Annotated in this window: 17 protein-coding genes and 1 pseudogene; 15 read left to right on the forward strand and 3 right to left on the reverse strand. The window is 40.5% G+C overall.

Annotated features, from left to right (window positions below; translation table 11 throughout):
- Positions 1 to 130: 130 nt before the first annotated feature.
- The 11 genes and pseudogenes from ACXAEO_RS09205 (at position 131) to ACXAEO_RS09255 (ending at position 9,021) form a co-directional block, all read left to right on the forward strand.
- Positions 131 to 805 (forward strand): GOLPH3/VPS74 family protein, encoded by a 675-nt coding sequence (locus ACXAEO_RS09205; protein WP_474880164.1) that lies wholly within the window; start codon positions 131 to 133, stop codon positions 803 to 805.
- Positions 806 to 820: 15 nt separating this feature from the next.
- Positions 821 to 1,075 (forward strand): helix-turn-helix domain-containing protein, encoded by a 255-nt coding sequence (locus ACXAEO_RS09210; protein ID WP_474880165.1) that lies wholly within the window; start codon positions 821 to 823, stop codon positions 1,073 to 1,075.
- 62 nt (positions 1,076 to 1,137) lie between these two features.
- The gene (locus ACXAEO_RS09215; protein ID WP_474880166.1) at positions 1,138 to 2,331 is read left to right on the forward strand and encodes a PucR family transcriptional regulator; all 1,194 of its coding nucleotides are present in this window, start codon (positions 1,138 to 1,140) and stop codon (positions 2,329 to 2,331) included.
- 78 nt (positions 2,332 to 2,409) lie between these two features.
- Positions 2,410 to 3,294 (forward strand): DMT family transporter, encoded by an 885-nt coding sequence (locus ACXAEO_RS09220; protein WP_474880167.1) that lies wholly within the window; start codon positions 2,410 to 2,412, stop codon positions 3,292 to 3,294.
- A 217-nt stretch (positions 3,295 to 3,511) separates the two neighbouring features.
- Positions 3,512 to 4,453, forward strand: coding sequence for a sporulation protein (locus ACXAEO_RS09225; RefSeq protein ID WP_474880168.1), 942 nt, complete (start codon positions 3,512 to 3,514; stop codon positions 4,451 to 4,453).
- Between the two features lie 165 nt (positions 4,454 to 4,618).
- A complete protein-coding gene (locus ACXAEO_RS09230; RefSeq protein ID WP_474880169.1) occupies positions 4,619 to 5,404 on the forward strand; it encodes a YwqG family protein in 786 nt (261 codons plus the stop codon).
- Between the two features lie 359 nt (positions 5,405 to 5,763).
- Positions 5,764 to 6,822 carry a transglycosylase SLT domain-containing protein gene (locus tag ACXAEO_RS09235; protein WP_474880170.1) on the forward strand — a complete coding sequence of 353 codons (1,059 nt, stop codon included), beginning with the start codon at positions 5,764 to 5,766 and terminating at the stop codon, positions 6,820 to 6,822.
- 119 nt (positions 6,823 to 6,941) lie between these two features.
- The gene (locus ACXAEO_RS09240) at positions 6,942 to 7,229 is read left to right on the forward strand and encodes an S-layer homology domain-containing protein (RefSeq protein WP_474880171.1); all 288 of its coding nucleotides are present in this window, start codon (positions 6,942 to 6,944) and stop codon (positions 7,227 to 7,229) included.
- 334 nt (positions 7,230 to 7,563) lie between these two features.
- A complete protein-coding gene (locus ACXAEO_RS09245) occupies positions 7,564 to 8,040 on the forward strand; it encodes a DUF2975 domain-containing protein (protein ID WP_474880172.1) in 477 nt (158 codons plus the stop codon).
- 10 nt (positions 8,041 to 8,050) lie between these two features.
- Positions 8,051 to 8,272 carry a helix-turn-helix domain-containing protein gene (locus tag ACXAEO_RS09250; RefSeq protein WP_474880173.1) on the forward strand — a complete coding sequence of 74 codons (222 nt, stop codon included), beginning with the start codon at positions 8,051 to 8,053 and terminating at the stop codon, positions 8,270 to 8,272.
- A gap of 358 nt (positions 8,273 to 8,630) precedes the next feature.
- A pseudogene (locus ACXAEO_RS09255) lies at positions 8,631 to 9,021 on the forward strand (aspartate/glutamate racemase family protein).
- Positions 9,022 to 9,081: 60 nt separating this feature from the next.
- Here the strand turns inward: ACXAEO_RS09255 and ACXAEO_RS09260 are convergent.
- Complete coding sequence (locus tag ACXAEO_RS09260) at positions 9,082 to 9,738, reverse strand: spore coat protein (RefSeq protein WP_474880174.1); 657 nt, start codon at positions 9,736 to 9,738, stop codon at positions 9,082 to 9,084.
- 164 nt (positions 9,739 to 9,902) lie between these two features.
- On the opposite strand from ACXAEO_RS09260, the gene ACXAEO_RS09265 reads away from it, so the two are divergent.
- Positions 9,903 to 10,100, forward strand: coding sequence for a YozQ family protein (locus tag ACXAEO_RS09265; protein WP_474880175.1), 198 nt, complete (start codon positions 9,903 to 9,905; stop codon positions 10,098 to 10,100).
- A gap of 60 nt (positions 10,101 to 10,160) precedes the next feature.
- Here the strand turns inward: ACXAEO_RS09265 and ACXAEO_RS09270 are convergent, their stop codons facing one another.
- On the reverse strand, positions 10,161 to 10,421 hold the full coding sequence (locus ACXAEO_RS09270) for a DUF6154 family protein (protein ID WP_474880176.1): 261 nt from the start codon (positions 10,419 to 10,421) through the stop codon (positions 10,161 to 10,163).
- A gap of 213 nt (positions 10,422 to 10,634) precedes the next feature.
- Between ACXAEO_RS09270 and ACXAEO_RS09275 the strand changes: the two genes are divergently transcribed.
- The 3 genes from ACXAEO_RS09275 (at position 10,635) to ACXAEO_RS09285 (ending at position 13,365) form a co-directional block, all read left to right on the forward strand.
- The gene (locus ACXAEO_RS09275; RefSeq protein WP_474880177.1) at positions 10,635 to 12,167 is read left to right on the forward strand and encodes a GGDEF domain-containing protein; all 1,533 of its coding nucleotides are present in this window, start codon (positions 10,635 to 10,637) and stop codon (positions 12,165 to 12,167) included.
- A 185-nt stretch (positions 12,168 to 12,352) separates the two neighbouring features.
- Positions 12,353 to 12,835 (forward strand): hypothetical protein, encoded by a 483-nt coding sequence (locus tag ACXAEO_RS09280; RefSeq protein ID WP_474880178.1) that lies wholly within the window; start codon positions 12,353 to 12,355, stop codon positions 12,833 to 12,835.
- Positions 12,832 to 13,365, forward strand: a complete 534-nt coding sequence (locus ACXAEO_RS09285; protein WP_474880179.1) for a hypothetical protein — start codon at positions 12,832 to 12,834, stop codon at positions 13,363 to 13,365. The genes ACXAEO_RS09280 and ACXAEO_RS09285 overlap by 4 nt, the downstream gene beginning before the upstream one ends.
- Positions 13,366 to 13,405: 40 nt before the next feature.
- Here the strand turns inward: ACXAEO_RS09285 and ACXAEO_RS09290 are convergent, their stop codons facing one another.
- Positions 13,406 to 13,756, reverse strand: coding sequence for a Rossmann-fold NAD(P)-binding domain-containing protein (locus ACXAEO_RS09290; RefSeq protein WP_474880180.1), 351 nt, complete (start codon positions 13,754 to 13,756; stop codon positions 13,406 to 13,408).
- Between the last annotated feature and the right edge of the window lies 1 nt (position 13,757).

The following is a 13,757-nucleotide window of genomic DNA, read 5'->3' on the forward strand; positions in this document are numbered from 1 at the left end:
AGGCACTGGTTGTTTGAACAAGACCGGTGCTTTTTTTGTTGCCCTTTTTTTCACATTCAGTATACAATCTAAATAGTAAGTGATAAGTAGTAACTTGAATGTGAAAAATTCACAAAGTGAGGGATGTGCTATGCTGCCTGATTTAACGATTGCCGAAGAGTTTTCACTAACTGCCTGGAAATATAATCAATCGCCCGGAAATTTTGCCGGGAAGGAAAAAACAATTCAATTGTTCAGTATTGGTGCCTTATTCATTGATTTAAGCTTGCAGGGAAAAATTGAGCTGGATGAGAAGGATGCCGTTACAATCAAGGAAGAAGCGCCTTTGGAAAATGAAGCGGCAGACCGCTTACTTCGGCTCATTAAAGAAAGTAAAAAGCCGCAAAAGTTCAAGAAGTGGATGACTGTTTTTTATAATGATAGGAAGAAGCGAAGCTATGTATATGAAGCGGTCACGGCATCTTTAATGAAGCATCGTTTGCTCGAAATAAAGGAAAAACGTACCCTCGGCCTGTTTAAAAGCCGCAAGCCAATCGTCATACAGGATGCTCAAGACCCAATCGTACAAAAAATTCGGGCCGAGTTGCTAGAAGAGGGAACGGTCACAAAGGAAACGGCGGCTCTTTGCTTTTTGCTGGAAAAAGCGAAAATGCTTAAACATTATTTTTCGAACTATGAACAAAACCAGCTGAAAAGCCGGCTGAAAGAGCTGCAAGTAGTCTACGAGGAAGAATGGAGAACGATTAAGCGTATCCAGCAGCTCATTTCTGAAATGGATGCCGTCTTCATTGCGGTCATGGTGTAACAAGAGGAGTTCAATATGTCGAGAAGAAGAAGCATCGAGAAAATTTTGGCGTCGGAGTACGTGATGATTAGCGAGCTTGCCCGGCTGTCAGACATGCGTTACAGTACGCTGAAATATTATACGGAACAAGGCCTTCTCCCATTTGTGCAAGAGGAGGCGCGTTTGACGAGACGCTATCATCAAATACAGTCGCTGGAGCGTTTGGCTCTTATTCAGCAATTGAAGGAGCAAGGCTTTACAATTGACGAAATAAAAGAGCAACTGAAATGAAAGGCTTTTCAGTATAGAGAAGCAAAACGACGAGATCGATAGGTTTAGAAAGGGTTATGTTTATGGGATTGACCGTAAAGAGTGTGTTAGAGCTGCCTGCGTTAAAAGAGTTTTCCGTTGTAGCCGGCAGCCGCGCATTAAACAATAACATTCAAAGCATTGAAATTTTAGATTTTGAATTTGCAGCAGGCATTCAACAAGTGAGAGACATTGCCTTCAATCCTCATAGCCTTGTCCTCAGCAGCTTATTATTTGCGAAAGAAAAGCCGGAAAGCTTAATCGATATGGTACAAAAGCTGATTGAACTAAAGGTTAGCGCGTTAGCATATAAACCAGTTATTTTTCAACAGTTGCCACAAGAAGTTCTCGCATTGGCCAATGAGCACCGTTTCCCGATTTTATGCTTTGGCGGGGATGAATTTTTTGAGGAAGTTATTTTTGAAGTGATGAACCGGATTAGACAAAGCGATCGGGAGCTTTTTTTCGAAAAGGCGATGAAAGCTTTCATTGAAGAGGAAGTGTCAGAAAAAGACCTTCTTTCGTTTTTGCATGAATTGAATGAGCCGTTTGAGAAATATGTAACAGCGGTGAACATTCAAAGGAAAGGATGTCATGATTCTGAATGGATGGATGTATTTTTCCGGTTTCATTCTTTTCCAAAGTGCGGGCTCGTTTGTGCCTATAAGCAAAGTGTGTTCATGTTGGTCACCGATTCATCGGAATCCTTTCCAGTTGAACAGCTTGTCAAAGAATGGATGGCCCTTTATGGAATGTCTGCAGATGAGTGGACAATTGGGTATAGTGAAGGGTATATGACACATACAGAACTGCATTTGGCGGTGCGGGAAGCTTATTATGCGCGGGTGATGGCAGGAATAACCGGTGTAGGAACTTGCCGCTATGAACAGCTTGCCTCAGATAAGCTGCTTATGGAGCTTTACCGGAAGGATGCCGGATTTGCTTATCGTTATGTGAATACATATTTAGGGCCGCTTTTAGACGAAAAGGTCGATGAAGATTTACTGCATACCGCTGTCACGTTTGTGCTCAAACAAGGCAATGTGAAGGAAGTGGCTGTTACGCATTATTGTCATCCAAATACCATTCGTTATCGTCTCGCGAAAATTCGTCAATTAATCGAGCCAAGCAGCAATGAGCTTTTATTTTATGCACATTTATCCGCAGCAGTGAAGCTGTATTTGCTGCATAAAGAATTAGAAGGAACGGGCGGTGTTTTGGAATCCGTCCAAAAATAAGTATAAAAGTTTGGAATTGTTATTAAATTATAGTCGTTTCGCCCGTGCTATTCTTATTGTAGTCAGGAGGGAAACGAAATGAAAACATATATGGGTGACGCCATGCTGCTTATCACAGCGGTTATTTGGGGAAGCGGTTTTGTTGTCACCGCCATTGCCTTAGAGTATTTAACAGCCTACCAAGTGATGGCAGGAAGGTTTGTGTTAGCAACATGTATTTTGACCGCGTTATTTGGCTATAAAATCAAAACCTTTAAAAAATCGGTCGTGTGGAAAGGGGCGATTTTAGGAGCGATTTTATACATAGCCTTTGCACTGCAAACAGTTGGGTTGGAATATACGACTCCATCGAAAAACGCCTTTTTAACAGCGGTGAATGTGGTTATTGTACCAATTATTGCGTATCTTCTTTACAAACGCCGAATTGACCGGTATGAAATGATAGGAGCAGTGGTAGCGATTGTCGGCATTGGCTTTTTATCCTTACAAGGCTCAATGACGCTCAACATCGGGGATTTGTTGACACTTGCCTGTGCAGTTGGTTTTGCCTTTGATATTTTTTATACAAATTTATTTGTTCAAAAAGAAGACGCGATTTCATTGACGATTGTTCAATTTCTTACTGCCGCTTTCATTAGTGCAGCGGTCGTGCTCATTCAAGGTGACATCCCGTCAGCGATCGAAAAAGAAGCGGTGTATTCGATTGTGTATTTAGCTGTTTTTTCTACCGCAATCGCTTATTTACTGCAAAATACGGCCCATCAATACACAACCGCTGCAAAGGCAGCCATTCTTTTATCAACTGAATCGTTTTTCGGGATGGTGCTGTCTGTTCTGTTTTTACACGAAGTACTCACTGCCCGCATGGTTGTTGGAGCTATACTCATTATGACCGCCATCTTAATTGCAGAAGTGAAGCCGTCCTATATGAAAAAGCGGACAAAGCAATCAATCGGTCTTTAACATTAAAGAAAAAAGACAGGCTGTTCGAACGCTTCTCCTTGAAAAGTGGAGACTCGACTAATCTGTCTTTTTTCTTATTTAGCAAATCCAGCATGACCGCTCTTTGGTTATGTCGAATTTGCCAGATCAATTTATTATAGAAGAAAATGAAACAAAAGTCTTAGTATCTCGTATAATGAAATAGAAATCATTTTGTTGTAAAAATGGAGGAGAAAACATGTTTAAAAAATTTATGGCAAAACTTGGTGTCGGTTCTGCAAAGGTAGATTTAATGCTGCCAAATCCGGAATATACGATGAATGAAATTGTCCACGGTACGATTCGTGTGCAAGGTGGTACGGTCGAGCAGGAGATGAACAGCATTGCGGTTGAGCTTTGGCTTCAAGTTGTGTCTAAAAAAGGGCAAACATACACACATAAGCTTGCAACGATTCCCGTTGTCCAGCCGTTCGTTATTCATGCGAATGAAACGAAAGAATTTCCGTTTACATATAAGCTTCCAGAAGGATTGCCGATTTCAGCAGGCAATGTGTCGTATCATTTTAAAACACATTTAGATATTGCTGGCGGTGTTGACAGTGCTGACCATGATACCATCCGCATTTTAGCACCGGCTCATTTTTATACGCTATTTGATGCATTCAGTCGTCTCGGCTTCCGTGAAAAGCACGGTTCTGGAGATTTTGACGGCTATAAGCAGGAATTTGAATGGTTCCCGACAAGCTTTTTAGCTGGACGCGTGCAGGAAGTAGAATTTGAAGCGGCGATTGAACAAGACGGTATTCGAATTTTATTGGAGCTTGATGTGCCGTCATTCGGTAGAGAAGTCGAGCTAAAGCGTGAAATTTTCTTGTCCAACACATTGATGGAAGATGTGGAAAAACTGGCGGATACATTGAAGCAAATTATGGAAGAAACGCTTGATCAAGCGCATTTATATCAATCACACCGCATGAGTCTTGGTCACGGTCATCACGGCCATCATAAGAGCGGGTTAGGTGGAGCAATTGGCGGCATGGCGGCTGGATTATTCGGCGGGATGCTCGTAGCGGAAATGATGGATGAAATGATGGACGGCGTCGACGAGGCATTCGGCGAAGTAGAAGGAGAAGAAGAAGGCGGATTTTTTGACGATTTCTTCGGCGACGAAGAAGACTAATTTCGTCATACATTTCTAATAAGGAAGGCCGTATGGACAGGTAGTTGTTCATGCGGCATTCTTTTTTTTTGCTGTCGATGAATCGAAAAGACGTGACAAAGAAATGGAACTAGACTAATATAAAGGTGGAACAAATGTTCTTTTTACATAGTTGGGGTGATAATGATGACAGCAATATTACATGAATTAGTGGAGAAATATGGATTGCAGGCATTTCAACGCGAGATCGAATCAAGTTTGTATTCGTGTGTAGCGATAATGCCAACTCCGGCGCCTTCCTTGCCGGTCGGGACGTCAAAGATGGGGGGAAATCCTGACTTGCCGAGCGGCTGGGAGTATCCGATGTATCACGGCTATCCGTTAAATTTTATTGGACAATGGAATTTAACGGAACTGCAGCCGGAATGGAAAGAGCAGTTTTCTCTGCCAATGAGCGGGATGCTGTATTTCTTTTATTATGATAATGCGGATGATACAGAAGAGGATAACGCGATTATTTGGGGAGAGAAGGAGCAAAAAGATGGCTGGCGCGTTCTTTATTTTGACGGACAAATAGAGGAGCTTACGCCTTCTACTGTACAGGCACCAGATGTGTATACGCAATGCCAGATTACATTTAAGCGAAGAGAACGCCTCGCTTATGTCGACATTGAGCCAGAAGATGATGCATTATATGACCGGCTTGATGATTTGCTGACGGAGTTTAATGGCTACAACCCGCATCATCAAATGGGCGGTATTCCGTGGGAAGTGCAAAATGATGTGCTGGAAGAGTGCGAGTATTATTCCGGAAACAAAGAAGAGTGGACGCTTTTGTTTCAAGTGGATACGGATGAGGAGAATTTGAATATGCTTTGGGGCGATGTGGGGATGTTGTATTACTGTGTACCGAAGAAGGGGCTGGAGGCAACAGATTTTACTCAATCATGGCTCATCATGCAATGCCACTAAGGATAGATCGATCTAGAAAATGGGACATGACGAAAGAGCCGTCATGTCCCATTTGCTTAGGTGAACCTTTAGGGGTGGAGTCGAGAGGTCTGGATAACCGATTGTGAACGTTTTTTTATGAGATGGGGATGAGGGCGTTATGGAGTGGAAGATGAAGAGATTGAACAGATGAAAAGCTGGTGATGTCAATTTTTCAAAACGTAAACAGAGATACCTCCTTTGTGGGGGAGGTGCGATTCGCTTAGGGAGAGGTATTCTGGACAGGGCTTTTTTCCTGATTATGCTAGATTGGTAGGCTGGTATTTAGTGATTCTAACAGTTTATGGTAGAATGATAGGGTGGGAAAGGAGAGGTAAATCATGAAAAAAACAGCGATTTCTTTATTGGCAGCGAGTGTTTGGATGGGGACGATTGTTTCGGTTCCAACAAGCACGAATGCACAGGCCGAGGCCGTTTCTTCAGCTGAGCAGTCTGTTGGTGAGGAACTTTCATATGTGAAGAAAAAAGAATTATTGACGCAAACAGCGATTAAATATGGGATTCCTCCTGAAATTTTAAAAGCTATTGCGATGGCTGAGACGAAAATGATGCAATTTAATGAGGATGGTACACCGCTTGTGACGGGAGATGGCGGCATTGGGATGATGCAAATTACCGCATCGGCAGAGGATTTGGCTGAAATGCTGAAAGAACGAGCGGATATTGAGCGGTTAAAATATGATACGGCATACAATATCGATGTTGGGGCAAGAATTTTAAAGAGCAAATGGAATTACAGTCACATTCCCAAAGTTAATGATGCCGATCCTATGATTCTTGAAAACTGGTATTTTGCGGTGATGGCATATAACGGATTGTCACAAAAAAATGACCCGCAGTTGAGCGACCAAACGTATCAAGATCGAGTGTTTCAGCACATTAAAGATAGAAGCTTTAGCGATGTAAAAGACTTTCCGGGGTTCGTGGTGGAATATCCAAATCCGGACAAGCCATATTTAATGAGCTTTCCAAAAGACAAGCTGAATTATGAATGGCCTGAGTTGAATACACCGTCAACTCAAGTGTATAAAGCGGGGGATGTTGTCTATACGACTAATCATCAAGCCTCTTACTCGAACGTACGGGATGGTGTCGATGGAAATGTGACGACAACGGTACCGCATTACACGCCGGTTGAAATTGTTAGTGGACCTTACGAGAAAGAACAAAACGGCCAATCGAACCATTACTCGATGTATAAAGTAAAGGGGAATGGCGTGGAAGGGTATATCGCGTCTTCAAATGTAAGAAAAGGGGATGTGAGTGTGTTTTCTGATTTGAAAGCGGGCGAAGAACAGACGTCTGCGGTTACGTACCTTCAGTCGAAAGGCGTGCTAAATGGATACCCGGACGGGACGTATAAGCCGCAGGCTCGCTGACGAGACGCCAGGCAGCTAAACTTCTTGTAAATGAGCTTGGATTAACGAAGCCAGAAGGATATAAGGTACAGTCGACAGACCTTGATCCGAACGATGAATTTTATGAGCAGATGGTCATTTTGGAAGCGAACGGAATCATGGGGAAAGGCGGAGCCTTCCGTCCATATGAATCTTTAACGAGACAGCAAATGGCGGCAGTGTTGACGCGCTCTTATGCAAAATGGTACAAGCCGTCTGTCACGAATTATGCGTTTAAAGACGTCAGCAAGTCGAGTGAGTTTTACGACAGCATCAATATGCTGGCTAACAACAAAGTGACGATTGCTACAGACTATTTCAAACCAGGTGATCAAGTAACAAGAGGTCAATTTGCACTGTTTTTAACGAGAACAGCTCAATTAAAATAACAGGAAAGGGGCATGGGCATCCATGTCCTTTTTCGTGTTGTCTATAGGTTTCAAAAGGGTAATTCACTCAGCATCTCGATTTTTTTCATGACAATAATTTTAACAGAGGGTAAAAATCAATCAGTATATTCTTGATGAGAAGGAGTGTTTGAAAGCGAAAAGGCTGGTTGGTTGAATCATTTATCATGAAAAGGATTTGAGGCTTTATGTTGCCTGAAATAAAAATAACAATTTTATAACGATAATAAAATAATTCAAAAGAATAATTTTTTATTGTAAAACGATAAATTTCATGTTAGATTCAAAGTGAGAATAAATCAGTGAGGTGCTTTTTATGAAAAGAGGAACAACATTATTTTTAAAGATAGCTGTTTTTCTTATTGGAACGCCGGTTCTTGCTTTAGGTATAATTGGGTTGTATTGGTTACTTAATCATCCAATAAATCCTAATTATACCTATATACTGTATCCAATTGTGATTGGTATGTACATTTCATCAATCCCATTTTTTATTGCATTGTATCATGCTTTTAAGCTTTTGATTTATATTGACCAACATGAAGCTTTTTCGGAATTATCGGTAAAAGCTTTAAAGGCTATAAAGAAATGTGCCATTACAATTAGTATCGTATATATCGTAATTGAGCCATTTGTTTTTCTCATAGCGGAACTAGACGATGCCCCAGGCGCAATCATTATCGGGTTAGTTCCTGCTTTTGCTTCTATGGTAATCGCAGTGTTTGCTGCTGTTCTTCAAAAGCTTTTAAAAGAAGCAATTGATATAAAATCAGAAAATGATTTAACTGTGTGAGGTGGAAACAATGGCCATTATAATAAATATTGATGTCATGTTAGCTAAAAGAAAAATGAGCGTGACGGAACTTTCGGAGAAGGTTGGGATCACGATGGCTAATCTTTCTATATTGAAAAATGGAAAGGCAAAAGCAATTCGATTATCCACTTTAGAGGCGATTTGTAAGGCTTTGGAATGTCAGCCTGGAGATATTTTAGAATACAAAAGTGATGAAGACATTCAAGGATAATAGAGGCCACATTTGTTGCATGAACAGGGATGTGAGTCTAATAGTGGAGGTAGCTGCGGCACCTCTTTTTTTTTGAACAAATGGGCAGTGACACCGAACGCTTTTCATTATATTTTTAGTTAATATGTGGATATCGGAAGAAACTGCAACGACATAACAGTGTAAAAATTTATTCGTTTAAATTAAACTATGTTCTAAATGAAAATGTATAGTATAAAAACATGCTCCCCAAGAGAGAGTATACATTCCCTCGAAAAGCATCCCAATCATTGATTGAGACAACTTGAATGTTCTAGATTGATTTTTATAGGTAAAAGAAAGTATGATAGTTTCAAAAATCAAAGGGAGTTTTAGATGAATGAAAACGATTGGTCTTATAGGTGGAATGAGCTGGGAGTCTTCAGCGGAGTATTACCGAATAGTGAACGAAGAAGTGAAAAAACAATTAGGCGGCTTGCATTCTGCGAAATGCCTCTTATATAGTGTGGACTTTAGCGAGATTGAACGGCATCAAGCTGAAGGAGATTGGGAAAGTGCCGGTAAACAATTAGGAGAAGCGGCATCTTCTTTAGAAAAAGCAGGGGCTGACTTTATTGTGATTTGTACGAATACGATGCATAAAGTGCTGCATCATTTTAGGTTGTACAGAAATTGGGTTATTAATTAAACAAGAAGATGTGTCAATTCCTTTGTTTGATACTGCTTTGATTCATGCTGTGGAAGCGGTCCATAAATCGTTAGAAAAGTAAAGAAGATGGGGGTGTCTGAAAAGAGGTGGTGTTTCTCTTTTCAGACACTCCCTTTGTACGTTAATGCATCGTATTTTTGTTCGGTTGCGGCATTTGCGGCTGTCCTTGGGCAGGAGCGAAGGCATTCAGCATTTGCTGCATATCTTGTTGGGCAAGCTGTGGTACTTGGTAATAATGACGTTTGTTTTGATACAACGAAATTTCATACGCCATTTCAATGCAGTTCGGAATGGAATCTGCGACGACGCGTCGCATGACGGGGTTGGTCATCTCACAGGCAGTCATCGCTTTTAATCCAGCACTTGATTTCATAAGTCCGAGCATATGGCCGGAAATACCTTGGTCTTTAATATCAGCAAGCGATTGATTTGGCTTCTTTGGTTGAGACGGTTTTAAGCCGTACACGAAATCATTGCTTTGTTTCATCATATAAACTTTCGTGGAGACGGTTGGCTTTTGACCAGTCGTAAATGCCTCTACCATCGTATTATATTCCGTTTGAATAAACTCATATTGGCGATCTAAAATGTCCAGGAGCTCGGGGTCTTGAACATATTGGCGGAACATCATATATTGATCGAGTGTATTAATCGTTCCAGCTAAAAGCTCGTGAACGTCAAACATTTCATGACCGCCATGGTTCATCTGTTGTGGTACTTGCCCTGTGTGCATATTCGTATGTGTTTGGCCATTGTTCATCGGTTGATTGTTTTGCATGAATGTCATCCTCTCCACATCGTTGTTGGTCATACGCAAATAGTATGGGCGACGACTTTTTTTATATACAGTTATTATTTAGTGAAGAAATGGTTTTCAACATAAAAGCGTTCAATTTAACCAATCCTACATATTGTAATCATTTATGAAAGGTGGAAAGGAACATGAAAAACAAGAAAGCGAATATGCCGATGAACAATGAAAAAGCAGGGCATCTGTCGCACAATGAAGAGGCTACTGGCCATATGAATGTAACAGAAGAGCAAGTAAGCGACGTATACATGGCAGGATCAAGTGACGGAATCGTTCAATTAGAAGGGGACAAAGAATTGCACATTCCGCAAAAGGGCTACGAGAAGTAAGCAAAGGAGGGTGTTTGACACGAGGGAAACAACCTCGTGTCAAACACCCTTTCCATCAGTTTAATGAATGGTTTTCGGAGTATAATCATCGTAAAAGGGCTGTCGGCTTACTTTGTCCTTACGCATTTTTCGTTTGAGGCTGTCGATTAAATACAGACCGAATAAACCGAATAACTCTTCATCTTTCAACTCACGAAGCAAGTCTAAGATATCTTCGCGATTCAGTTCATCAAGCACGGATGCAGCTAAAAGCTCGGCGTCAATCGCTTGCCCGGACAGTTGATGCTTATACGCTTCATATAGTTCATCGATAAAAGTCAAGGCGAAACCTCCTTTCTTAAGCGAGACAAATTGTTAGTACTGTTAGTGTAAGTTTGATGCCAACTTTCCATCCAGCTTAAAAAAGGAGAAAGTAGTAACATTTGTAAACAAATTGCCTGTCAAGAGATGAAGAGAGCACGTGGAAATAAAGATATTCTTTTTGGAAATATCATGCTAAAATGACAAAAAGAATAATGTAAAGGTTGGATTTTTTTGCGTGCTCTTGCTTATCGATTTCCGCAACTGTCGAATCGCTTGATCAATCTATTCAAACTAAGTGAGTCAGGCAATAGCAGTGATTTTTATACGGAAAATAATCGTATATTACTGCATCGAATTAAAATGGTATCCATTTTTTTAGTGTGTTTATATCCATACTATTTTTACATCGACTTTATCGTTTTGCCCGACATTGATGATCGTCTATTTTGGTGGACATTGACAGCGATTCATTTAGCGGGCTTTTTAGTATCGGTTTTATATTTAGGCTTGCACTATATCACGACAAGAAAGCAGGTTGTTTGGAGTTCGAGCTCGTCTGTTTTTGTGATTAATGCATATGTTACCTTCTATATTTTATCGGGGGCACTTGCTTCTGTTAACAGTCAGCGGTTAACGGGGAATATCGATGCATATGTTATTATTTTAATTTGTACGGCGGTCATTTTTCACGTTCGTCCAAAGCATTTATTAGTTATTTTTTTACTGAATCATACGATTTTTCTTGTAGGACTTTCCATTATGAGTCAAGATGCGTATACACTTCTGACCAAGCAAATTAATACAACTTTCACCGTAATCGTCGCATTCTTACTGGTGCTCGCTTTTTTCTCTTATCGAAAAAATGATTTCATGAATAAACTAAAACTGAGAGAAAGCGAAGAAAACTTTCGGAGACTGTTTGACGTTAACCCCTATCCTTTGTTTCTTACAACGATAAAGGAAGGGAAGCTAGTGTTAATGAATCGACAGGCAAAAGAATTATATCAGCCTGTGTTTGAGGGAATGGATGATTTTGAAGCGGCACTTTTCTATAAAAAGCCAGAAGAGCGACGTACTCTTATAGAACAACTGTTGCAAACGAAAAGCATTCGAAATCATATTATGGAGCAAAAAACTGCTTCAGGTGAACGAATATGGATTTCGATTAATTGTGAATTAATTGATTATGCCGATGAAAAGCATATTTTGACGGGGATAACCGATATCACGGATTTCAAAAAAATAGAGGAAGACCTTAGAGAATACGCTTTGACGGATATGCTGACAGGGCTTATGAATAGAAGAAGCGGAATCGAGATGTTGGACAATGCATTAACAATGGCGAAAACACACGATATGGAGTTTGTGTTATGTTTTATCGATGTTAATAATTTGAAGCAAGTCAATGATACGTTCGGTCATGCTGAAGGGGATGAGTTAATTAAAGCAGCCTGTGAGGTTCTTCAACAGCACGTTGACGAACATGATGTTTTCTTCCGGTTTGGCGGAGATGAGTTTATGGTGGTCTTCTTCCATAAACAACTTTCCGATGTTCAAAAAATATGGACGAACATAACAGAAATGTTTGAACAACGAAATCACTCTTCCGATAAACCGTATCGTATTTCGGTCAGCTATGGATTGTATCCATATCAATCTGGAGTGAACGTGACGTTGGATGAGATGATTGAGGCGGCCGATATAGAGATGTACAAGCAAAAATCTGCGCTGAAAGCAAAAGAAAACCAACTGTTAGTGGACTAAGTTGAAGCTTTTGTCGCACGAGAGATTAGGGACCATCCTTAATCTTTTTTTGTTGCGCTAAAGTGGCTGAGTTTTCTCGTGACGGGATAGATTAATGAAAAATAGCACACGTTATTGGTAAAGCTGCCTGTTTTGGGAGAAAGGCCATGGAGATGATTAAAAATGATGGCAGGTGACATGCATTCATGATTTTTTTCGTAATAGGCTTATTGACGATAGTCTTGCTTGCGTCGTTAAGTCTACTAAGGCGTCGTTTTGATTCATTAGAAATTTTTATTTACTTCCTTTTCACTTCTTATATTGTCCAGCAATTCTTTTTTATGCTTTCTTCGCCGTATCAACGTTTAAAAGTGGTGGAGGAGCATTTGCCGTTTTGGGCGGTCAGGTTGCAGTATGGCATCATTTTTCCTGTCCTTTTGATGTGGGTGTTTTATTTCATGCGCGGCTCTCATGCGTTGTCTGCGAAAGTCAGTGTTTGTTTTTTATGGGTAGCAGGCGGAGTGGGGATTGAGAAAATCTTGCTTTTAACGGGGCTATTGGAGTCAGAAGGAAAGAGCTGGTATCCATCGATCGATTTTGTGTTTGCGATGATAGTGTTGTCATGCTCGCTGCTGTTTGTCGAGCGAGTGCCACACATTCTGCGAAAAGAAAAGATGATTAAAGAATGAGGAATATATATGAAGATGCCATTCAACCAATTTTGCCGAAGCAATTTGACGAAAATGAATGGTTTACCTTAGCCATTACCGTGATTGTTTGTGTATGTGTTTATTATGTTACGGTGAAACATAGAACGTTTCTTTGGACAGAAATGATTTGTATCTCGCTTTTTAATTTACAGCTGACAACCATCGGAGACTATTTTTTAGCGATGCCGCCGTATGATTTTTATGATACGGTGGATCGAAATAGCGGGGAAGCGGCCGATATTTTGCTGCAAAATCTTGTTTATCCCGGATTTGTGTTATTTCTTATGCATGTGTATAAAACGTTCAAGCCGAATAAAGTATGGTTCATCGTCGGTTGTTCGATTTTGTTAATCGTGCTGGAGGCTATCTCGGTATATTTTCATTTGTTTACGTATAAAGGATGGAAATTATACTATTCAGGTCTATTTTATACAATGATTATGTGGATTAATGTCGTGTTTTTCGAGCGACTTGTTCGGTTTCTTGAGCGGAAGGGCTCATTTCATTAAGACGGTCTGAAAAAAAGGGATTTTTTCAGACCGTCTTTTGTTACTTTTTGTATGTTCGATTTAAATAATGCTCTAATTCTTCTGAATCGGCTCCTGTAATGTGTTTGAAATCACTCGTGACTTCTCCCATAAGATGCTGAGCGGCAGCAACATATAAAGAAACAAGCACAGTGCCAAAGCCCTTAGGCTGGTCATACGTTTCAGCAAATTCCTCGACACTCATCGGATCATATACAACTTTTTCTCCACTTACGCTGCTTATCACATGGGCGAGCTCTTCCATCGAATAAGCTTTCGTGCCTGTTAGTGTGTAGCGCTGACCGTGCAATTCTTCTTTTATAGCAATTTGCACGATAGCTTTGGCGAGATCTTCTCTTGAAGTGAAAGACATT

The organism is Bacillus sp. ABA4_010 (assembly GCF_056159105.1).